Genomic DNA, 17,919 nt, shown 5'->3' on the forward strand with positions numbered 1-17,919 from the left:
AGACCTTGAGCTGGGAAGCTGTGACCTGGGCCAGCAAGCAACGGATGAAGCTGCCGCACGAGCAGCTCATCCTGCTCGTGCTGGCCAACTGCGCCGATCCGGAAGGCGTGGCGTTCGCGCAATGGCGCGGGCGTGAGCATTGGTGGACGTATCTCGTCGACAAGACGCGGCTGTCGAAGTCGAGCCTGTTCCGGCACCTGAACACGATGATCGAGCTCGGCCTGTGCGAGCGCCAGATGATGGTGCTGGCCGACGGCGCGCGGCGTCCGATCATCAGGCTCAACCTCGCGATGGCCTTCGACATCGACGATCACGAGGCCAGTCATTCCCACCGGCGGGACCAGTCTCATGGTGAGACTGGCGCTGACGACGATCTAGACGGCGTTGAAATCGTCAATGACGACAACGGCTTGGACGGTGAATTCGACGACGACGCGCGCCAGTCTCACCATGAGACTGGAAAAGCCATTCCCACTGGTGGGACTGATCCATTCCCAATCGTGGGAATGCAAGAGGATTCCAAATCTGATTCCAAATCTAAGATTCCCCCCAACCCCCCTTGCGGGGGGCCGTCCGCCGCCGATGGCTTCGATGAGTTTGCGAAGGTCTGGGGCGTCATCCCGAAGATGGCGCCGGCACAGGCGGCCTGGGAGCGCACGCCGAGCGAGCAGCGGCCAGCCTGCATCGCGGCGGCACGCGGCTATCGGGCATGGATTGCTGCGCAGTCCAAGCGGCCTGCGGAAGTCGCCGCTGCATCGTTCATCCGCGACGCCGCCGGCTGGGCGCAGTGGCTGCCGTTTGTTCCCAAGGGTGATGGTGCTGCTGGACGTGCGCTCGTCGGCGCCTACGAGCTGGACAGCGTCGAGGCGCGGGCGATTTCGATGGCCTATCAGATCGCCGGGGCATCGCAGGCGCTGCACGGGTTCATGATCCGCAACAAGCTGCTCAACTACCACAGGCCGATCACGCCGCGGCTGCGTGCGCTCGCTGACGCGCCCAGGGATCGCGAGGCTTGGCCGGTGCTGACGCGTCAGCAGGCCGCCGCCTGGGAAGGCCTGCTGCGCGAGATCGTCACGGTTCAGGTGCGTACCCACCTCCGCGAAGGCGCGCGCGCGCCATGGCCGTGGCCACCAAGCCACGACGGCACGATCTACACCACGACCGGCCCGCCGCAGCCGGCGATGAGCGAGCAGGATGCGGCGGATTTCAGGTGACGGCAGGAGCAGGGAAAATGCTGGTGACGAGCAAGGGCAATCTGAGCGAAGTGCGTGTCAAGGTCGGGCAGGTGGTCGACTTCGTCGATCCGCATCCGGTCGATCCGCGAATGGCGGAGATCCCCGCCGGCGTCAGCGCAAGCTGGCACGTGCTCGAGACGCATCCCAACCAAGAGCAGATCGCGGCCGGCCATCTGATCGGGCGCCGCTTCGGCATCTACGTGCCGGAGACCGAGCACGATATCATCCGTCGCGGACGCAAGCTGCATGTCACCAGGCCGATGTTTCCCGGCTATGTGTTCGTCTTCGTTTGGGACATCGGCCGTCACTGGAACAGGATCCGAAGCATTCCTGGTGTCGCCCACATCATGACGATGACGACGGAGGACGGCTTCACCCGGCCGCTCGTGATGCCCGATGGCTTGATCGATTACATCCGAACTGTGGAAAACAGCGAGCGGCCACTCATCGCCATGGCTGATATCGTCGGCGGCAAGAGGAGGCGCAACGAGAAGCGCAAGGGCAGGAAACACCAAGCGGAAACGCCCGACATCATGGTTGGCGACGTGCTCACATGGCGGTGCTGGGACGCGTTCAGGGACGGATTGATGAGCATTGACTCCGAACAACGGAATCAGACATTGCTCGCAGCGTTGAGCCTCCCGTCGCAGCCGACGCTCGGTAATGGTGTTTGAGCGCAGTATCCGGGATGGTGGACTGAAGCGAAAAGCGCGCTTCATCAATCCCTCATTGCGTACCGAGAGCCCCGGCACCGTCCGGGGCTTTCGCTTATGTGAGGGTACCGAACCACTGGGAAGCGGTCAGTTCCCTCGACCTCGTCCGAGTTGATCAGGACACAACGCCGCCGGCACCCTGCGCTGGCGGCGTTGTCGTTTGGTGATGGTGCGTATCAGGAAGCTTTCACCGCTGGTGCCGAAGGGCGACGGACGAACCGTCGCCGTCGCTCCGAAGCGCGCGGATCCGGAGTTGTTGACGCCGGAGCACAGGGCCTGGGCCGAGCGCGTGTGTCGTCGCGCAGGCTGGCGCTGCGAATGGATCGAGGAAGGCAGACGCTGCGAGGCGTCGCGCGCAACGGGCCAGCGCATGGTCGCAGACCATATCATCGAGCGGGCCGACCGCGGCGCGCTCTACGATGACGCCAATGGCCAATGCCTCTGCGTCGCCCACAACACCAAGAAGGGCATCCAGGCCCGCCGCGCACGAAGGGGGTAGGGGGTTAAATTCCTCTCATCCCCCGCTTTACCAACCGCACGTTTCCTCATTCAGGGATTTTTTTCTTCATGGCCGAAGTTTTTGACCTCTTCGGCGACCCCGTGCCGGCCAACTGGGGCGAGCGCGGGCGGCCCGGACACATTCCGACGCAGCAAAATCGGAATCGTGTCAGCATGTTAGTTGCGCTCGGATGGGGCAACGGACGGATCGCCGCGGCGTTGTTCATTACGGTGCCGACGCTGCGGAAGCATTATTTTTCCGAGCTGCATTATCGGGCCGTCGCACGTGACCGGCTGACCACCGGGCTATTCATGAAGCTGTGGGAGCAGGTGCAGGAAGGCAACGTCGGCGCCATCAAGGAATTCCGCGCGATGCTCGATCGCAACGACCTGATGCTGTACGGCCACGCCGCCCAGCCGTCGAGCGGCAAGCCAGCGAAGCAAGCCAAGCAGCCGAAGCTCGGCAAGAAGGAAGCGGCTATCGCCGCCGCGCAGAACCCGGATCGCGGCTCGGCCCTCGGTGACCTGATCGCGCAGCGCCAGGGCGGCGGTCGTCCTAACTGATGTGGGACCTGAGCTGCGTCGACTGGGCGGATCGCCTGCGCGACGGCCGGTCGCTGGTCCCTGACCTGCCGCTGATCGACAGCGAGGCCGAGATGGGCCTCGCGATCTTCGACGAACTGCAGCTGCCGGACGTTCCCGGTACGCCGCGGCTCGGCGAGGCGGCCGGCCCTTGGTTTCGCGACATCGTCCGCGCGGCGTTCGGCTCCTGGAATCCGGCCACGCAGGTCCGCTACATCAGGGACATCTTGGCGCTCGCGCCGAAGGGATCGTCGAAGACGTCCTATGGCGCTGGTCTCGCGCTGACCCTGATGCTCATGAACAAGCGCCCGCGCGCCGAGGGCGTCTTCATCGGCCCGACGCAATCCATCTCCGACCGTGCCTATGAGCAGGCGGTCGGCATGATCAACCTCTCGCCGGTGCTGAAGAGCCGGTTCGCCGCCAAGGAGCATCTGAAGACGATCGTCGACCTGTCGAACGATGCCGAGATGCGGGTCAAGACCTTCGACCTCAACATCCTCACCGGCGGCATCCTGATCTTCGCGCTGCTCGACGAGCTCCATCTGCTCGGCCGCAACGTCCACACCACCAAGGTGCTGCGCCAGGTCCGTGGCGGTCTCGACAAGACGCCCGAAGGCCTGTTCCTGATGACGACGACGCAGTCCGACGACGCGCCCGCCGGCGCGTTCAAGGACGAACTGATGATGGCCCGCAAGATCCGCGACGGCCACTATCGCGGCAAGACCATCCGCGCGATGCTGCCGGTCCTCTACGAATTCCCTGACGACATCGCCAAGAATCCGGCGAAGTGGCAGGATCCGGCGAACTGGCACATGGTGATGCCGAACCTCGGCCGTTCGGTGCACCTGTCAACGCTGGTGCCGGACTGGGAGACGGAGAAGGCAAAGGGTGAGAAGGCCATCCGCGTCTGGGCCTCGCAGCACCTCAACATCGAGATCGGCATCGGCCTGAAGACCGATGCCTGGGCCGGCGCCGAGTTCTGGGCCGGATCGGAAGACGAGACGATCACCTTTGAGCTGCTCCTGGAGGTCTGCGACGTGATCGTCGCGGGCCTCGACGGCGGCGGCCTCGATGACCTCTACGGCGGCGCCTTCCTGGGCCGCCACAGGGTGACGAAAGAGTGGCTCGCCTGGGCGCGCGCCTGGTGTCACAAGAGCGTGCTGGAGCGTCGGCAGTCGATCGCCTCGCGGCTCGAGGACTTCAAGGCCGCCGGAGAGCTGACGATCTGCGAACACGCTGGCGAGGACGTCGCCGACATCGTCGAGCTGATCAGGATCATCAAGGACCGCGGCCTGCTCGCCGGTGTCTCGGTCGATCCGGCCGGGCTCGGCGAGATGGTCGAGGCGCTCGCCGCGATCGAGATCACGGTCGAGAACGGCCTGCTGGTCGGCGCGCCCCAAGGCTTCGGCATGATGACATCGATCAAGACGGCGGAGCGCCGGCTCGAGAATGGATGCGTGCCGGAGGATCAGCGCAAGGCCGATCTGTCGATGCGCCACGCGAAGTCGGCACAGATGGATTGGTGCGTCGGCAACGTCAAGATCGAGCCGACTGCGACCGCGATCCGCGCCACCAAGCAGAACGCCGGCGACGCCAAGATCGATCCGTGGGCGGCGCTGATGAACGCGGTGGCGCTGATGGTGCGCAATCCGCAACCGGTCGGAGGACACTCCGGCTGGAACACCGACGATCTCGATGCGCTGATGGCCAAGATCGATGCCGCAGCCGAGCAGATGGCCCTGGAGGATGCGAACGGTGGCGGGAAAGTTCTCCATGGCGTTGGCAGGCCTGCGTAGCGGCATTCGCGCCGTGACGCGCCGCGTCCCGCATCTGCTGATCGACCTCTGCGGCTTCGCCGGCGCCGGTTCCATCGCCTATGGCGCCTGGCTGATCTATGTGCCTGCGGGATTCCTGGTCGGCGGCACGCTGATGCTGGTGCTGTCGATCCTGTTCGGCCGCCGCCTCGAGGTCCGCGAATGAGCCTGTTCGGAGCGATCGGCCGCGAGCTCAAGGCGACCGACGGCCTGTCATGGGGACAGATCAACGACCTGTGGGCGGGCCTGTTCGGCAGCTACCAGTCCCGCTCCGGCATCGCCGTCGGATGGAAGACCGCGCTGCGCGTGACGACGTTCCTGGCCTGCGTTCGCCGCATCTCGGAAGCCGTCTCGACGGTGCCGACGAAGGTCTATCTGAAGCCGCGCGGCGGCCAGCGCACCGAGGCCTACGACCATCCGTTGTATGAGCTGCTCGGCTCCGAGCCGAACGAGTGGCAGGATCCTCTGCAGTTCAAGGAGATGATGGCGGTGCACTGCGCCGTCACCAACAACGCCTATGCGTTCAAGAACAGGGTGCGCGGCAAGCTTGTCGAGCTGATCCCGATCGTTCCGACGCATGTGCAGCCGAAATGGTCGCCGGAGCGCACGCCCTATTACGTCGTGACAGCGCCCGACGGGACGCAGGAGTCCTTCGGCTATGACGAGATCCTGCACATCCGCGGGCTGTCGTGGGATGGGCTGAACGGCCTCGATGCCGTCCAGCTGCTGCAGGAGCCGCTCGGCCTCGCGCTCGCGACCGAGCAGACCCACGCGATGCTGCATGCGCACGGCGCGCGGCCCTCCGGCATCGTGTCGGTCAACAAGAACCTCGACGAGAAGGAGCTCGTCCGGCTCGCGGCCTGGGTCAAGAAGCACTACAGCGGCCTCGACAATGTCAGCCGCGTGATGATCCTGGATAACGACGCCAAGTTCACGCCGTTCGACATGAAGGGCGTCGACACGCAGCACATCCAGCTGCGCACGCATGAGATCGAGAGCATCTGCCACGGGATGGGGGTGCTTCCGATCGTCATCGGCCATCCCGCGGAGATGGCCGCGCGTGCGGCCGCCGAGACCCTGATCGCGATGCACCTGGTGCACACGATCAGGCCCTGGCATCGCCGCTTCGAGAAGGCCTTCGACCGTCAGCTGCTGACCCGCGAGGAGCGCCGCGCCGGGCACTACACCAAGTTCATCGACGGCGAGTTCCTGCGCGCGACCGCCAAGGACCGCGCCGAGTACAACAAGGTTGCGCTCGGCGGCGGCGGCAATCCCGGCTGGGCCACCATCAACGACGTTCGCAATTGGGACGACATGGACGAGTACGATGGCGGGGGCCACATCTACGCGCCCGTCAATGCCGGCCCCATCGGACCTGATGGAATTCCTCGGGTAGCCGCGAAAAGTTCCGCCGGACGAGGAGAGTCTGAGTAATCGCTTTTTCTGATCAGCTAGTAGATTGGTAGTCCAAGATCGTCGCAGTTTCCAAACTTGCGCAAGCGGTGAATCACAGAAACTCGCTCTCTCATGACTTGTTCGGTCGCATCATTACGGTGACACTGACAAGCAGCTATCAGGCCAATTGCAGCAGCTTGGTTGTTGTAATCGGCACTGCAAGCATGACCGACGGCCCGCCGTCCCCAATCTCGCTGTTTGCCATCGAGCGGCAAACCGAAAAACATCTTCCCGGCGTATATTGCTTTGCAGTATTCGCGTGGCCAAGGCCGGGCTTGTTCTTCGATCGTGCTGTTCGCGGAGTCGCTGGTTACGCACCACTCCACGTGCTCTTCGACCGCTTCAGCTTTGGCATAATCGGCCGAAACGAAGATCAAGCAGCTGACGGCGAGCAAAAGTCTGAAAAACATAGTTATTCTCCATAAGGTTGAAAAATGGGCAGATGCTCGCGCCAGTCCACTGCCTAGTCAAGGAGATCTTGCAGTTCCCCATGTGGGGAGGCTCGGTTTTGGAGAAAGTCACATGCAAGCGATGAAGGGTGCGGCGTTAGCAGCGCGCCGCGCGGTCAGCTTCCAGTACAAGTTCGTGGAGGACGGCAACCCGGCCGGCACCTTCGAAGGCTACGGCTCCGTCTTCAACAACGAGGACGACGGCGGCGACATGATCCTGCCGGGCGCCTTCACCGGCGTGCTTGCGCGGCATGCCGCCAAGGGCACGATGCCGAAGATGCTGCTCAATCACGGCAGCATGGGCGGGGGTCTATTCGGCGGCGCCGATCCGATGTCGGACATCCCGATCGGTTGCTGGAGCGGCATGAGCGAGGACAGCCATGGCCTGCAGTGCAAGGGCCGCTTGATCAACCTCGACACCGAGTGCGGCAAGCGCATCTATGGCGCGATGAAGGAGAAGGCGCTGGACGGCCTCTCGATCGGTTACCGCGTTGGGGATTTCGTGCGCGGTACCAAGCCGAACGAGCCGCGCCGCACCATCAAGACGATGAAGGACCTGCCGGAGGTCTCGCTGGTCACCTTCCCGATGAACGACTTGGCACGCACCGGCGCGGTAAAGGCATCGGACATCCGCACTGTCCGTGATTTCGAGGACTTCTTGCGCGAGGTCGGCGGCTTCTCACATGCCGCCGCCAAGTCGATCGCGACACGCGGCTTCAGGTCAGCCGAGAACGAGCCGGCCGGCATCGAAGCGTTCGCCGCGTCCCTTCGTGATCTTCGCCGCGCGATCTAGAGTTCGTTGAGCTGGCCTAGCACGATCGGCCTACTCAGAGCAAACGCCATCAAGGCCCCTTGTTTGCCAAGGTTAGTCGGGGAGACGCACCGCTCCGGTCGAGGATCATGGTCCGCTGAATTTCCTCAAGAGGGGTATCGTTTAGCTCAGCGGGCAGATCGATTATTGTCGAGCTTATAATGTCGTCGGTAGAACCCGATGCGCTGGAGTGAGGCCGCCCTCGCAGCCGATCCAATTCAGATCGACGTATCTCAGCCCGAACTTCAGCAGGCTCGTTCAATGTTCCGATCTGACCACTGCGAGACATTTGACAGACGCCCATAGCGACTATGTATCCGTCATCATCGGCGAGCACCGCTACCCTCATCTTTGAATCCTCTCAGCCGCCGTTACCAACAAGGTAGAACCGAGGCACGTCGTAGGCCGAGCGCTCGACAACAATGCTCGCAAAGTAATCTGGGTAGGGATTCGGCCTATCCAGCCTCGGCTGGTACATTCCTGCGTCGTGACTTCTCATCACGGTATCCGGCGAGGATGGGGACGGCGTGAGTATGATCTGCCCCCCATTATACGTGACGGACCAGCGTAGATCGGTTCCACGTGCTTGAGTATTTGGTCCCCAAATTGCTGACATACGGCGACCTCCCAGGCTGAAAGCCAGTATGAACATGACCGATTACAGGGCATTCGCGAAGTAGTTGGTCTCGCGTTCGAGGCGAACAAGGCTAAGACGATGCCAGGAGGTTGTAAAGGGGGCAGGTGCCCTCTCGCACAGCGGGCACTATTGGGCCCGAGTTGCGGCCGCAAGGAAGGAACCGGTCTTGGGTTTCCGGGCGACGATCACCGCCGGTATGCTTCTTTCCCAACAGCTAACTCCCAGGCCAGTCTCAAGAATGTCGGGAGGCATAGCCGACATGTAGCGTCGGCCTGACCAGGTAAAAAGCTCAACGAGACTAAACCGGATCCTCGGGAGGAGGCCGGCCGGACCACCTGTCAGACCCTCGGGATGAGGATGACGCAAGAGCGGCCGCGATTTGCGGCCTAACGCAACCCTCATCTCTCAGAGAGGCACTACCAATGGCTGATATCGAGGACGTGCTGGAGACTGCCCAGCGCGAGATCAAGGCAATTGGCGACAACGTCGCCAAGCTCAAGGACAGCATGGAGAAGGACCTCGCCGTCGTGCGCAAGCTGGCGGAGGACGCCCCGAAGAACGTGATCGGCTCGTCCGAGTTCAAGAAGGACATGGAGGCGATCACGGCGGGCGTGCTCGAAAAGCACGATGCGCTGGCGAAGCAGGTCAAGGCGATCGAGGAGAAGGCGCTCAAGGACGCTCAGGATCGCATGGACCAGCTCGAGAAGAAGTTCAACCGCGGCCGTCTCGGCGGCGGCGGTGACGTCGAGACCGAGCTGAAGGATGCTCGCGACTTCACCCGCATCGGCATGGCCGCGCGCGGCGAGCTCAAGGTCGGCGTGCCCTTCAACGAGGAGAAGGTCGACGTCGCGAGCTTCGACGCCTACAAGAGCGCGCTGCCGATGTACCTGCGCCGCGACAAGGACGGCCAGGGCGTCGACATGAAGGCGATGTCGGTCGGCTCCGATCCGGAGGGCGGCTACTTCGTCACGCCGGCGATGGGGCGGATGATCACCGGCGTGGTGTTCGAGACCTCGCCGATGCGCGACATCTGCAACGTCGAGACCATCTCGACTGACTCGATCGAGTATCCGCGCGACGACGACGAAGCGTCCGCCGGCTGGGTCGGCGAGCAGGAGGATCGGCCCGAGACCGGCGCGCCGAAGGCCGGCATGCAGCGCATCCCCGTGCACGAGATGTACGCGATGCCGAAGGTCAGCCAGAAGCTGCTCGAGGATGCGAGCTTCGACATCGAGAACTATCTCGGCCGCAAGATCGGCGACAAGTTCGGCCGCGTCGAGGCGACGGGGTTCGTGTCGGGCAACGGCGTGAAGAAGCCGCGCGGCTTCCTGACCTATGCCAGCGGCACTTATGTCGCCGGCAGCTCCGGCAAGCTCGAGCAGGTTGCGGCCGGAACCGGCGGCAATGTCGGCTGGGACGACTTCATCAACACCATGACGGCGCTCAAGGAGTACTATCTGTCCGGCGCCAACTGGCTGATGCAGCGCGCGACCGTCGGCAAGGCGATGCTGCTCAAGGACGGCTCGGGCAAGTACATCTGGCAGCCGAACCAGCAGGCCGGCAAGCCTGGCATTCTGCTCGGCTACGAGGTGCGCCAAGCGGCCGATATGGATGCCGTCGGCGCCTCCAAGCTGCCGGTTGCGTTCGGTAACTTCAAGATGGGTTACACCATCGTCGACCGGATCGGCATGTCGACCCTGCGCGACCCGTTCTCGGCCAAGCCGTTCGTGCTGTTCTACACCCGCAAGCGGGTGGGTGGCGACGTCACGAATTTCGAGGCGATCAAGATCCTCGCGACCTAGTGCGAAGCGAGAGCTTCGCACGCGCGCCCTGCGTAATGCGAAGCATTGCGCGAGGCGCGAGCCCCGACCTCGACCCCATCGCCTGCGCAAATTCTTGTCCCGGCCTGCGCAAATTTGCGCAGGCGGCGCCGGATGCGCAGGCGGCTACCCCCGTTCAGATCGAAACAAAGGGAGCGCAAGCATGCGCGAGCTTCACGATAACATCGACGTCAAGCGCGGCATCTCGCCGGCCGCGGCGACAACTGACAACACGGCCTTCGTGTCGCAGATCCTGGACACGCAGGGCATCTACAGCGCCGAGTTTGTCATCCTCTGCGGTTCGCTAGCCGATGTCGATGCGACCTTCGCCGTCCTGGCGGAGGAGGGCGAGCAGGCCAACCTCTCGGACAATACCGCGGTCGACGACAAGGACTTGGTCGGGCTGGAAACCGCGGCAGGCTTCGACTTCTCGGCCGACAACAAGGTCTTCAAGCTCGGCTTCCGCCCCAGCGGCAAACGCTACAAGCGCGTGACCATTACGCCGGCGAACAATACCGGCAATGCCTTCGTTGCCGGAGTCTGGATCACGCGGCCGCTGTTGACGCCGACACCGAACCCGCCGGTCTGATCCGGCGTCGTCTCTTTTGGCAACGCCGGGCGCGGCCCGGTTTCGTGGATGGGTGGATGCGCAGATCTGCGCATCCTGGTTCTGAACCAATCAGGAGATGGCAGTGACGACGCAGTCCAACAGCCAGAACGTCAAGGTAGGCATCGAGCAGGGCGGTAGCCGCCTGTTCGTCAAGAGTGGCGGAGAGCTCGACATCGAGGCCGGCGGCGCCCTGAAGCAGGGAGGCGTCGCGTTGAAGTTTGCCCGCGGTCAACTCACCACGGTCACGGCCGCCGATACGGTCGTAACCGGCCTCGCGACCGTCGTTTCGGTCGTGGCGTCACTGGAGTCCGACCCGGTCGACAATCCGTTCATGGTGTCTGCCCAGATCGGCGACCAGGCCGGCGCGCCGGCGGCGGGCTCGATCATCATCAAGACCTGGCAGAACACGACCGGCACCGATCCGACGCCGGCGGCGGCGACCACCTTCGGCAAGAAGGTGAATTGGATCGCGATCGGGACCTGATCCATGCGCTCGGTGGTGGAGGTGCTGTCGCCGACGGGCAGCGAGCGGCTGACGACGCTGGAGCGCGTCAAGGGCGAGCTGGATATCACCGGCACGGCGAGCGACGTGATCCTGCTGGCCAAGATCGACGAGGCGTCGTCGGACATCGCCGCCGCGGTCGGCAAGCGGCTGCCATCCGAGGTCGTGCGGGAGACGTTCTGGCACGACGAGGCGGTGCATCCGCATCAGGCCTATCGCCGGGCGCTGCCGACCGAGACCACGCTGTTCCTCAGCCGCACGCCGGCCACGACGATCACCTCGGTGACGATGGACGATGTCGCTCTCGACCCCGCCGATGTCCGGCTCGATCCGGAGGCCGGTCTGCTCGACCGTCTTTCGAGCGGCTATCCCTGCGCCTGGCGGTTCTGCAAGTCGGTCGTCGTCGAATATACGGGCGGCTTCGTGCTGCCGGGAGAGACCGGCCGGACGTTGCCGCCGGGCATCGAGGGCGCCGTCGTCGCGCTGGTGTCGTCCTATTGGGCGAGCAAGGGCCGCGATCCGACGCTGCGCGCCGAGGACATCCCGGGCGTGATGCGCCGGGAATATTGGGTCGGCGCCGTCGGCGACCCGGAGTTGCTGCCGCCGCGTGTGCTGGCCTCACTGTCGCAGTTCCGGCGGCCGGTCATTGCCGTCGCCTGATCCCGGAGCAGACATGTCGGATGAGTTGGAATTCCAGATCGCGAAGCTTGCCTTGGGGCCGGACGATATTCTCGTCTTGAGGTCAAGCCGCATCCTGACGGCCGTTTCGGCGGCTGAGCTGGAATCCCGCATTGCGCATCGCTTCGGGCTGCAGAGCCGCGTGATGGTCGTCCAGCCGGATTTTGAGCTGTCGGTGGTCAACCGCAGCGATGTCGCGTCTTCGGTCGCGGCGCCGACGGCATCAGCTTCGCCGCCTGCTTCGCAGAGGCAGCGCGGCGCGCGGACCTGACGAATGTCCGACCTGATCGCTGCGCTCGACCGTGCGCTGGCCGATCGCGGCGAGGACTTCGTCCTCCGTCGCGCGACCGGCTCTGGTGCGTCAGTGACCAACACCGACGTCACTTGCCGCGGGCGGATCGACGCGGCGACGGTCGAGCAGGTCGCGGCGGGCATCAAGGCGAGCGATCTCAACGTCATTCTGTCGCCGACGCAGATCAATGCGGCGGGGTGGCCAGGGACGACGGATCCGACGCCGGCGCCGTTCAACGTCGATCCGCGGATCCCGCGCGAGAACGGCGCCGACAAGGTGATCATTCGCGGCGTGCTGCGCCAGATCCTGTTCTGCAAGCCGTTCTTCGTCGGCGGCGAGCTGGTTCGGATCGAGCTGAGGGTCAGCGGCTGATGACGCGCGTGTTCGATGTGGCCGACTATCGCCGCCGGCTCGACCAGGCCGACGATCTGTCGACCGGAGAGGAGCTGCGGCTGATCCTCAAGGGCGCTTCCACTGGGCAAGGGCTCAACTACGTCGATGCGCGCAGAACGATGATCACGGCAAAGCAGGACGCGCTGCGCCGCGCCCGCAAGGAGCTGGTGAAGCGGTTGCGCCAGGAGGACGATCGCATCCGCAGCCAGTCGATCCTGCCGGTCGACATCACCGAATGGACCGAGACCTCGGGCGACGAGCTCGTGAAGCTGCCCTGATGCGCTTCGTCTATCGCCTGCTGGACATGAATGAGATCGCGCAGTTCGTCCTCCAGACGCTGCGCGAGCGCTCGCCGGTCGGCTCCGGCGACGATCCGCATCCGGGGCTCTACCGCGACAGCCACATGCTGTTCATCAACGGCCACAACGTGCCGGACGCCAAGGGCTGGAAGCCGGGGCAGGAGCTCGAATTCTCCAACCCGGTGCCCTATGCGCGCAAGATCGAGCTCGGCAGCATGAAGGTCAGCGCGCCGCCGCACGTCTATGAGGAGTCGGCGCCGCTGATCTCCGCGCGCTACGGCAACAGCGTCAGCGTCAATTTCGTGTTCATGCCGGTCAAGTTCGGCTCGGTCCAGGCCTACAGCCAGTCGCTGGCCGGGCAGGCGGCGGGCGGCCGCCGCGGCGGCAGCCGCAAGGCGCGGCAGGACTGGCTGGTCCGTCAGCCGGCGATCATCATCAGGGCGCGCTGACATGCCGGACTATGCAGGGGCGGAGGAGGCCATCGGCGCGCGGCTCACGGCGCAATGGGTCGACGGTGCCACGCCGAAATCGCTGATCGTGTTCGGCAACAAGCGGCCGGATCCGCCGTTCCCGCCGATCGATGCGGTGACCGGCAACCCGGCGCCGTTTTTGATCTGCGAGGTCGTCGGTACCTCGAGCAAGCCGCACACCTTCGGCGCGCCGGGCAACCGCTTCTTTCGCTACGACGGCCTGATCATCCTGCATGCGCTGGTCGCGATCGACGAGGGCAAGGCCAGGGCCACGCGATACGCGGTCGACGCCTCGGAGATCTTCCGCGCCGCGACGTTCTACACCGATGCCAACGGCTCCTATGTGCGCACCATCGCGCCTTATCCGCCGGATGGCGGCGGCAGCGCCGAGGTCGAGGGCGTCGCCGCCGGCAGTCTCTACCGCGTCACCGCAACCACCCCATTCGAATATTTCCACCGCGCCTGAGCGAGGCCCGTCATGACCTACCAGTCCAATTTCGCCGGCTATTTCGCGTTCAAGGAACAATCGGGCCTCGGCTCGCAGGCGACCGGCTCGAGCGGCATCGTCTACCGCCAGACCGGCGGCCAGCCGGGCAAGCTGTCCAAGACCGCGATTCAGTCCAAGGAGATCCGCCAGGATGCCCAGCCGGTGCGCGGCCGCCACGGCCAGCAGGCCTCGACCGGCGGTCCGTATTCGGGCGAGCTGTCGCTCGGCACCTTCGACCTGGTGCTCCAGGCGCTGCTGCGCGGCACCTGGGACAGCGAGATCACCAAGACGCAGGCCGACTTCACCTCGCTGACCACGGGCGCGCATACCATCGTGCTCGCCAGCGGCAACCCGATCACCATGGGCTTCCGCGTCAACGACGTGATCCAGTGCACGGGACTGACCGATGCCGGCAACAATGCCCGCAACCTGCGCATCACCGGCCTGTCGTCGACCACCATCACCGTGGCGGAGACGCTGACGGTGGATGCCGTGGCCGATACCAGCTGCTCGATCATCCGCCGCGGCCGCAAGGTGATCAACCCGCCGGCCGGCTCGCTGGTCAACCGCTACTTCACCGGCGAGGAGTACGACGCCGATATCGACAGCAGCAAGGTGTTCACCGACTGCTTCTGGAAGACCGGCAAGTTCTCGATGGCGCCGAACGGCATCATCATGTTCGAGGCGAGCTGGGTCGGCACGGGCCAGACCGAGGTCGACAGCACATCGTCGTCGCCGGTGCTGACCGCGCCGACCCTGACGGCAAGCATTCCGCTCGCGGCGCTGGATTCGACCCTGCGGTTCGGCGGCGCCGACGTCGCCGACATCGTGTCCTGGGACCTGACGATCGAGAACAACGCGGTCGCGCCGGCGGTGGTCGGCAGCAAGATCAGCCCGACGGTGCTGCCGGGCCAGTTCCAGGCGAGCATGAACATCACCTTGCTGAAGAAGGACCATGCCTACATGACGTCCTTCCTCAACGAGGACGGCTTCTCATTGTCGCTGCTGGCCGCGGCCAATGCCGCCGAGCCGAAGGACTTCATCTCGATCAACGTGCCGAACTTCACGCTCGGCGGCGCCGACGATTCCGCGCGCTCGACCGAGGGCGGTGCGCGCACGGTGACCATCCCGGTGCCCACCGCGCTGATCGGTCACGACAGCACCGGCGCCGGCTATGACGACACCACGGTGTCGATCCAGATCTCGAACAACTCCTGAAGGATCTCGCATGGACGCGATCGACATCGACCTGTCGCAGCTCGAGGCGCAGGATGAGGCGGAACTCGTCATCCGCCATCCCAAGACGCGCGAGCCGACCACCTGGATCTGGACCTTCTACGGCCCCGGTCACCCGCGGACGCAGGAGGTTGCCGACCGCGCCTCGCGGCGAGTGCTGAAGCAGCTCGCCGAGCAGCGCCAGGCGCGCGCCAATGGCCGCGAATGGCTCGACGAGGAGGCGCGCACGCCGGAGCAGAACCGGGCGCAGACCATCGCCGACATCGTCGCCCGCACCAAGTCGTTCACGCCGGTCAAGCTCGGTGATGCCGTGATCGCCTTTAGCGCCGAGGCGGCGACGGAGCTGCTGTCCGATCGCCGGAAGGACTGGCTGCTCGACCAGGTGATCAACTTCCTCAAGGCCGAGGAAAATTTTATTCAGCCCTCTGCGACGAGCTGAGGGCCTACGCCGCCAGAACCTTCGCGCTCGATGCCGTCGGCGCCAATGGCGTGACGGTGCGGGAGCTCTACCAGGGCCTCGCGCGCCGCGCCCGCAACCCGCGGCGCCGGGCGGAGTACCAGGCCATGCTGGCCTGTCCGCCGTTCCCTGCGGCGCTGGGGCACGTCTGGACGGCCTTCAGCCGCCTCAGCGCGCGGCGCGGCGGCAACGGGTTTTCCATCAATCCGATCGGCTGGCCCGATATCGATGCCTTCCTGCGGCTGTCGGGCCTGCGCATGGCGCCGTGGGAGATCCGGCTGATCGAGCAGCTCGACGATCTCTATCGCGCCGAGACCAACAAGGCTCATGCGGAGCCGGAGTGAGCGATGTCCCAGGTCGTGACCGAGCTGACGATCGACGCCGACACCGCCGGCGCCGATCGCTATTCGCAGGCGATGGACCAGGTCGCGGAGTCCGCGGGAAAGGGGCTGTCGTCGGCGCAGGGCGTGGCGCTCGCGATCGCCGGCGTCAGCGTCAGCGCTGTCGGCGCCGTCGCCGGCCTGCGCGGCTTCGTCGACTATGTCGGCAACCAGACCCAGTCGCTGGTCGAGCTCGAGGATCACGCCACCTTGGCCGGCGTCAGCGTCCGCGAGTTTCAGGAGGACCTGTTCGCCGCGCGCTCGAAGGGACTGACGGAGAAGGATTTCGTCTCCGGTTTCGACAAGATCGCCGCCGACCTCCAGCAGGCCGGCCAGAACGCGACCGAGTTCTCCAAACTGTTCGAGGCCAACGGGCTGTCGATCCGGCAGTCCAACGGCGAGCTGAAAACGACCAAGCAGGCGCTCGGCGACATCATGGGGCTGGTCCAGAACGCCTCGCCGGCCGTGCAGCAGCAGGTCGCGCGCATCGTCGGCCTGTCGCAATCCTGGCTGCCGGTGCTGCGCGCCGGCAGCGACGAGTTCGAGCGGCAGAAACAGCGCGCCGCAGATCTCGGCGTCATCATCGAGGACTCCACGATCAGCAAGGCCAAGGAGTTCAACAGCCAGTGGAAGGAAGCGGTGGCGACCTGGGATCTGCAGTTCAAGGCCTCAGCGAACAGCATCCTGCCGCTGCTGACGCAGATGGCGAAGATCGCCACGGGCATCATCGACACCATCGGCAGCGTCTCCGGCACCGTCGGGCGCTGGCTGACGCCGACCGACCAGATGACCACGGCGCAGCTCAGCGACCAGATCGGCGAGGCCAAGCGGCTGCGCGAGATGGTCGAGGGACTGGGAGGCTCGGCGAGCGGCGACAGCTTCAAGAGCTTCCGGGCGCGGACCTTGGCGGGCTCGCTCGGCCTGCCCGAAGATCTCTCGACCAGCGACGTCGATGCCTACATCAGCAAGCTGCAGAAGCTGCGCGACGACCGGGCGCAGCGGATCCCGATCAGCCCGAGCGGCGACGGCTCGACCACCTTGCCCTACATGGGCCAGGCCGACGCGGTCGACAAGGCGATGGATGCCTTGCGCAAGCACACCGAGCGCCAGCTCGCGGACGCCCAGGCGATCGGCCTCGGCGATGCGGCGCTGGCGCGCTTTCGCGCCCAGGCGGCGGAGACGGCGGCGGTGCAGGCCAATGGCGGCAAGGAGACGGCGGAGCAGGCAGCCAAGTTCGCGGCGCTGCGCGAGCAGGCGGCCGCCGCGGCGGATGCGCTGGCGCGTGCCAAGGTCAACTCGCAGATCGAGTTCGGCCAGCGGACGGCGCTGCTGTCGCAGCAGGACGTGCAGATCGCCAACCAGCTCAAGGGCATCTATGGTAACGACGTCACCCGTGCGCTCAACAGCACCGAGGCCGCGGCACTGCGCACCAACGAGGCCTTCCGTCAGGTGTCCTCGACCGTCGAGAGCGAGCTGACCTCCGGCCTGACCGATATCGTCAGCGGCTCGAAATCGGCTGGCGATGCCTTCGCGGACATGTCCAAGATGATCATCCGCTCGATCGAGCAGATGATCATCAAGCTGACGATCATCGATCCGCTGATGAAGAGCCTGCAATCGAGCATCGGCGGCGGTGGCGGTCTCTTCAGTTTCGGCGGTGGAGGTGGCGGCAGCGGCACGGGCCTCAGCCTCACCTCGACCGGCGGGCTGTATCACTCCGGCGGCATCGTCGGCGCGGAGCCGACGGCGATGCGGGCCGTGGCAGCCAGCGTGTTTTCCGGAGCGCCGCGCTTCCATGGCGGCGGCGTCGCCGGCGACGAGGTGCCGGCCATCCTGCAGAAGGGCGAGGCGGTGTTCACCCGCGGCCAGATGGCGGCGCTTGGCGCGGCCAACAGCAACAGCCGAGCGCCGAACGTCATCATCAACAACCACACCGACGCCAAGCCGCAGGTCGCGGTGGGCAGCAACGGTGACGTCACCGTGACCCTGAAGAAGGCCGTCGACGATGCCGTGGGCGATTCGCTGTCGACCGGCACCGGCCGCCGCGTGCTCAATGCGCAGTACGGCGTGAAGCCGTTCACCGGACAATGAGGGCGGGGCG

The 17,919-nt window shown here is 65.2% G+C and carries 22 protein-coding genes; 21 read left to right on the forward strand and 1 reads right to left on the reverse strand.

Annotated elements, in window-relative coordinates:
* The first annotated feature begins 44 nt into the window (after window positions 1-44).
* From ACQR10_RS04485 to ACQR10_RS04515, 7 genes are all read left to right on the forward strand, one after another.
* Entirely contained in the window at window positions 45-1,214 is a 1,170-nt protein-coding gene (locus ACQR10_RS04485) for a hypothetical protein (RefSeq protein ID WP_434911826.1), read from the forward strand.
* 17 nt (window positions 1,215-1,231) lie between these two features.
* On the forward strand, window positions 1,232-1,909 hold the full coding sequence (locus tag ACQR10_RS04490) for a transcription termination/antitermination NusG family protein (RefSeq protein ID WP_434911827.1): 678 nt from the start codon (window positions 1,232-1,234) through the stop codon (window positions 1,907-1,909).
* 409 nt (window positions 1,910-2,318) lie between these two features.
* Window positions 2,319-2,447 (forward strand): hypothetical protein, encoded by a 129-nt coding sequence (locus ACQR10_RS04495; RefSeq protein WP_434911828.1) that lies wholly within the window; start codon window positions 2,319-2,321, stop codon window positions 2,445-2,447.
* 68 nt (window positions 2,448-2,515) lie between these two features.
* Window positions 2,516-3,010, forward strand: a complete 495-nt coding sequence (locus ACQR10_RS04500) for a hypothetical protein (RefSeq protein ID WP_434911829.1) — start codon at window positions 2,516-2,518, stop codon at window positions 3,008-3,010.
* Window positions 3,010-4,824 carry a terminase large subunit gene (locus ACQR10_RS04505; protein ID WP_434911830.1) on the forward strand — a complete coding sequence of 605 codons (1,815 nt, stop codon included), beginning with the start codon at window positions 3,010-3,012 and terminating at the stop codon, window positions 4,822-4,824. Before ACQR10_RS04500 ends, ACQR10_RS04505 begins: the two co-directional genes overlap by 1 nt.
* Complete coding sequence (locus ACQR10_RS04510) at window positions 4,802-5,008, forward strand: hypothetical protein (RefSeq protein ID WP_434911831.1); 207 nt, start codon at window positions 4,802-4,804, stop codon at window positions 5,006-5,008. Before ACQR10_RS04505 ends, ACQR10_RS04510 begins: the two co-directional genes overlap by 23 nt.
* Window positions 5,005-6,276, forward strand: coding sequence for a phage portal protein (locus tag ACQR10_RS04515; protein ID WP_434911832.1), 1,272 nt, complete (start codon window positions 5,005-5,007; stop codon window positions 6,274-6,276). The genes ACQR10_RS04510 and ACQR10_RS04515 overlap by 4 nt, the downstream gene beginning before the upstream one ends.
* 17 nt (window positions 6,277-6,293) lie before the next feature.
* Here ACQR10_RS04515 and ACQR10_RS04520 read toward each other — a convergent pair whose 3' ends face one another.
* Window positions 6,294-6,707, reverse strand: coding sequence for a hypothetical protein (locus ACQR10_RS04520; protein ID WP_434911833.1), 414 nt, complete (start codon window positions 6,705-6,707; stop codon window positions 6,294-6,296).
* Window positions 6,708-6,819: 112 nt separating this feature from the next.
* On the opposite strand from ACQR10_RS04520, the gene ACQR10_RS04525 reads away from it, so the two are divergent.
* The 14 genes from ACQR10_RS04525 (at window position 6,820) to ACQR10_RS04590 (ending at window position 17,909) form a co-directional block, all read left to right on the forward strand.
* Window positions 6,820-7,539 (forward strand): HK97 family phage prohead protease, encoded by a 720-nt coding sequence (locus tag ACQR10_RS04525; RefSeq protein WP_434911834.1) that lies wholly within the window; start codon window positions 6,820-6,822, stop codon window positions 7,537-7,539.
* A 1,077-nt stretch (window positions 7,540-8,616) separates the two neighbouring features.
* Window positions 8,617-9,996: a phage major capsid protein gene (locus ACQR10_RS04530; RefSeq protein ID WP_434911835.1), complete on the forward strand. Its 1,380-nt coding sequence runs from the start codon at window positions 8,617-8,619 to the stop codon at window positions 9,994-9,996.
* Window positions 9,997-10,177: 181 nt separating this feature from the next.
* Window positions 10,178-10,603: a hypothetical protein gene (locus ACQR10_RS04535; RefSeq protein WP_434911836.1), complete on the forward strand. Its 426-nt coding sequence runs from the start codon at window positions 10,178-10,180 to the stop codon at window positions 10,601-10,603.
* 103 nt (window positions 10,604-10,706) lie between these two features.
* On the forward strand, window positions 10,707-11,108 hold the full coding sequence (locus ACQR10_RS04540; RefSeq protein WP_434841101.1) for a hypothetical protein: 402 nt from the start codon (window positions 10,707-10,709) through the stop codon (window positions 11,106-11,108).
* Window positions 11,109-11,111: 3 nt separating this feature from the next.
* Window positions 11,112-11,786: a hypothetical protein gene (locus ACQR10_RS04545; protein ID WP_434841100.1), complete on the forward strand. Its 675-nt coding sequence runs from the start codon at window positions 11,112-11,114 to the stop codon at window positions 11,784-11,786.
* Between the two features lie 13 nt (window positions 11,787-11,799).
* Complete coding sequence (locus ACQR10_RS04550) at window positions 11,800-12,075, forward strand: hypothetical protein (RefSeq protein ID WP_434911837.1); 276 nt, start codon at window positions 11,800-11,802, stop codon at window positions 12,073-12,075.
* Between the two features lie 3 nt (window positions 12,076-12,078).
* On the forward strand, window positions 12,079-12,468 hold the full coding sequence (locus ACQR10_RS04555; RefSeq protein ID WP_434911838.1) for a hypothetical protein: 390 nt from the start codon (window positions 12,079-12,081) through the stop codon (window positions 12,466-12,468).
* Entirely contained in the window at window positions 12,468-12,767 is a 300-nt protein-coding gene (locus ACQR10_RS04560; protein WP_434911839.1) for a hypothetical protein, read from the forward strand. Before ACQR10_RS04555 ends, ACQR10_RS04560 begins: the two co-directional genes overlap by 1 nt.
* Window positions 12,767-13,237: a hypothetical protein gene (locus tag ACQR10_RS04565; protein ID WP_434841096.1), complete on the forward strand. Its 471-nt coding sequence runs from the start codon at window positions 12,767-12,769 to the stop codon at window positions 13,235-13,237. Before ACQR10_RS04560 ends, ACQR10_RS04565 begins: the two co-directional genes overlap by 1 nt.
* 1 nt (window position 13,238) lies before the next feature.
* On the forward strand, window positions 13,239-13,724 hold the full coding sequence (locus tag ACQR10_RS04570) for a hypothetical protein (protein ID WP_434911840.1): 486 nt from the start codon (window positions 13,239-13,241) through the stop codon (window positions 13,722-13,724).
* 12 nt (window positions 13,725-13,736) lie between these two features.
* A complete protein-coding gene (locus ACQR10_RS04575) occupies window positions 13,737-14,963 on the forward strand; it encodes a phage tail tube protein (RefSeq protein WP_434911841.1) in 1,227 nt (408 codons plus the stop codon).
* 10 nt (window positions 14,964-14,973) lie between these two features.
* Entirely contained in the window at window positions 14,974-15,420 is a 447-nt protein-coding gene (locus ACQR10_RS04580; protein WP_434911842.1) for a branched-chain amino acid ABC transporter, read from the forward strand.
* A gap of 50 nt (window positions 15,421-15,470) precedes the next feature.
* Window positions 15,471-15,782: a phage tail assembly chaperone gene (locus ACQR10_RS04585; RefSeq protein WP_434911843.1), complete on the forward strand. Its 312-nt coding sequence runs from the start codon at window positions 15,471-15,473 to the stop codon at window positions 15,780-15,782.
* Window positions 15,783-15,785: 3 nt separating this feature from the next.
* Window positions 15,786-17,909 (forward strand): phage tail tape measure protein, encoded by a 2,124-nt coding sequence (locus tag ACQR10_RS04590; protein ID WP_434911844.1) that lies wholly within the window; start codon window positions 15,786-15,788, stop codon window positions 17,907-17,909.
* Window positions 17,910-17,919 lie beyond the last annotated feature (10 nt).

This window comes from Bradyrhizobium sp. HKCCYLRH2060 (assembly GCF_051168135.1).
Classification (GTDB): Bacteria; Pseudomonadota; Alphaproteobacteria; order Rhizobiales; family Xanthobacteraceae; genus Bradyrhizobium.

Excerpts from the sequence above, each read along its gene's own strand:
- ACQR10_RS04515 (WP_434911832.1), top strand. The coding sequence starts at position 5,005 with ATGAGCCTGTTCGGAGCGATCGGCCGCGAGCTCAAGGCGACCGACGGC.
- ACQR10_RS04545 (WP_434841100.1), top strand. The coding sequence starts at position 11,112 with ATGCGCTCGGTGGTGGAGGTGCTGTCGCCGACGGGCAGCGAGCGGCTG.
- ACQR10_RS04490 (WP_434911827.1), top strand. The coding sequence starts at position 1,232 with ATGCTGGTGACGAGCAAGGGCAATCTGAGCGAAGTGCGTGTCAAGGTC.
- ACQR10_RS04570 (WP_434911840.1), top strand. The coding sequence starts at position 13,239 with ATGCCGGACTATGCAGGGGCGGAGGAGGCCATCGGCGCGCGGCTCACG.
- ACQR10_RS04535 (WP_434911836.1), top strand. The coding sequence starts at position 10,178 with ATGCGCGAGCTTCACGATAACATCGACGTCAAGCGCGGCATCTCGCCG.
- ACQR10_RS04565 (WP_434841096.1), top strand. The coding sequence starts at position 12,767 with ATGCGCTTCGTCTATCGCCTGCTGGACATGAATGAGATCGCGCAGTTC.
- ACQR10_RS04485 (WP_434911826.1), top strand. The coding sequence starts at position 45 with ATGAAGCTGCCGCACGAGCAGCTCATCCTGCTCGTGCTGGCCAACTGC.
- ACQR10_RS04580 (WP_434911842.1), top strand. The coding sequence starts at position 14,974 with ATGGACGCGATCGACATCGACCTGTCGCAGCTCGAGGCGCAGGATGAG.
- ACQR10_RS04560 (WP_434911839.1), top strand. The coding sequence starts at position 12,468 with ATGACGCGCGTGTTCGATGTGGCCGACTATCGCCGCCGGCTCGACCAG.
- ACQR10_RS04500 (WP_434911829.1), top strand. The coding sequence starts at position 2,516 with ATGGCCGAAGTTTTTGACCTCTTCGGCGACCCCGTGCCGGCCAACTGG.
- ACQR10_RS04505 (WP_434911830.1), top strand. The coding sequence starts at position 3,010 with ATGTGGGACCTGAGCTGCGTCGACTGGGCGGATCGCCTGCGCGACGGC.
- ACQR10_RS04575 (WP_434911841.1), top strand. The coding sequence starts at position 13,737 with ATGACCTACCAGTCCAATTTCGCCGGCTATTTCGCGTTCAAGGAACAA.
- ACQR10_RS04590 (WP_434911844.1), top strand. The coding sequence starts at position 15,786 with ATGTCCCAGGTCGTGACCGAGCTGACGATCGACGCCGACACCGCCGGC.
- ACQR10_RS04530 (WP_434911835.1), top strand. The coding sequence starts at position 8,617 with ATGGCTGATATCGAGGACGTGCTGGAGACTGCCCAGCGCGAGATCAAG.
- ACQR10_RS04510 (WP_434911831.1), top strand. The coding sequence starts at position 4,802 with ATGGCGTTGGCAGGCCTGCGTAGCGGCATTCGCGCCGTGACGCGCCGC.
- ACQR10_RS04525 (WP_434911834.1), top strand. The coding sequence starts at position 6,820 with ATGCAAGCGATGAAGGGTGCGGCGTTAGCAGCGCGCCGCGCGGTCAGC.
- ACQR10_RS04550 (WP_434911837.1), top strand. The coding sequence starts at position 11,800 with ATGTCGGATGAGTTGGAATTCCAGATCGCGAAGCTTGCCTTGGGGCCG.
- ACQR10_RS04555 (WP_434911838.1), top strand. The coding sequence starts at position 12,079 with ATGTCCGACCTGATCGCTGCGCTCGACCGTGCGCTGGCCGATCGCGGC.
- ACQR10_RS04495 (WP_434911828.1), top strand. The coding sequence starts at position 2,319 with ATGGTCGCAGACCATATCATCGAGCGGGCCGACCGCGGCGCGCTCTAC.
- ACQR10_RS04520 (WP_434911833.1), bottom strand. The coding sequence starts at position 6,707 with ATGTTTTTCAGACTTTTGCTCGCCGTCAGCTGCTTGATCTTCGTTTCG.